At 52.2% G+C, this 1,288-nt stretch carries 1 protein-coding gene; it reads left to right on the top strand.

The genetic code is table 11. From position 1 onward, the window contains the following. A partial coding sequence (locus KDK19_RS06665) for a hypothetical protein (protein WP_257253608.1) occupies nucleotides 1–1,288 on the top strand: 1,288 nt, incomplete at both ends.

The following is a 1,288-nucleotide window of genomic DNA, read 5'->3' as shown; positions in this document are numbered from 1 at the left end:
CCGGGTCGGGACGAGGCCGTTAAAGATAAGCCCATCGACTGGGAACTGCTCATGCGCATTGCTTCCATGAATCATGGCAAAGGCTTCCCGACCAAAGAGCAGGTGGAAGCCTTTATCTCCATGCCCTGCCTGAAAGAGGGCTGGAGGGAGGGTTGCGATGAAGCCGTTCAAAACAACCCGATCGATCGGAAACTGCTCATGCGCATTGCTTCCATGAATGATGGTAATGGCTTCCCGACCAAGGAGCAGGTGGAAGCCTTTATCTCTATGCCCTGCCTGAAAGAGGGCTGGCAGCCGAACCTTGATGAGACCGTTAAAGACAGCCCGATCGATCAGAGACTGTTCGCGCATATTGCCTGCATAAGTTCTCGACAGGGCTTCCCGGCTGAGGCGGACTTAAAAGTGTTTGTTCAGTGGCTGCCAGTGAACAACAGGAAACATTGCCTGAAGATGACCAGCCGGGTGTTTAAAGGCTCCGGGCTGCCCGAACAAAGCCTGTTGACGGCGAACGAGAGAGCATTTCGCCCATATCTTCCCGATCTTCCGGAACTCGCTATAGAGAGTGACTGCGAGATCAGTGATTCCGATGATGAGTGGGAGGAAGACGATGCAATGAATGTATTGCCGTCGTTCAGTTCGGCTCCCAAAAAATGGCGTATGACGATTGAAGAAACCATGAAAGTCCTGGCGCTGTTCAGTTCAGCCTCCAGAGAGTGGCGCATGACGATAGCGGAATTTGAACAATACCTGACCGCTTTCACAAACGCCCGCAACGAAAGAATGCAGGTGCTTTATGCCCTGGCATCGTTGATACCCATGCTCTTCAATCATGGCGGCGCCGGTGTTCGCTTCTGGCTGGCGAGACATAATGAACACCAACAAGACCAGAACGTACTCAGCAAGGCGCTCTCAATTCCCGCCTCCCTGGATACTGTAAAATTTGCCCTGACGCAGCTGCCTGAATCCGAGTGTCTGGATTACATTACGTTGTGTAAAAACCTGAGCCCGGTTCCTGACAAAGCGCAATGGCAGGCACTGGAGCCACTGAGGCAAAAGCTCAAGCGGCAATTTATCCTGACACAAAGCAGTCGATGGACGGTAGAGATTATCTGCTCACAGCCAGAAGCTAAACGGCCGGGCTATGTTGAAAAGTTCGATAGTTTCTCCGAAACGGTTCCTTCCATCCGTCAACTGTACCGGATACACCAGGCATTGGGATGGCGGAAAATGCAAGGTTTCCTGGATGCCTGTATTGCCCGGCAGACTGCAAATTCCCTCAATCTGAAAG

The organism is Endozoicomonas sp. ONNA1 (assembly GCF_024606325.1).
Lineage (GTDB): Bacteria > Pseudomonadota > Gammaproteobacteria > Pseudomonadales > Endozoicomonadaceae > Endozoicomonas_A.
Note: the sequence above shows the minus strand (reverse complement) of the source record. Positions and strands in the feature narration are given on the sequence as shown.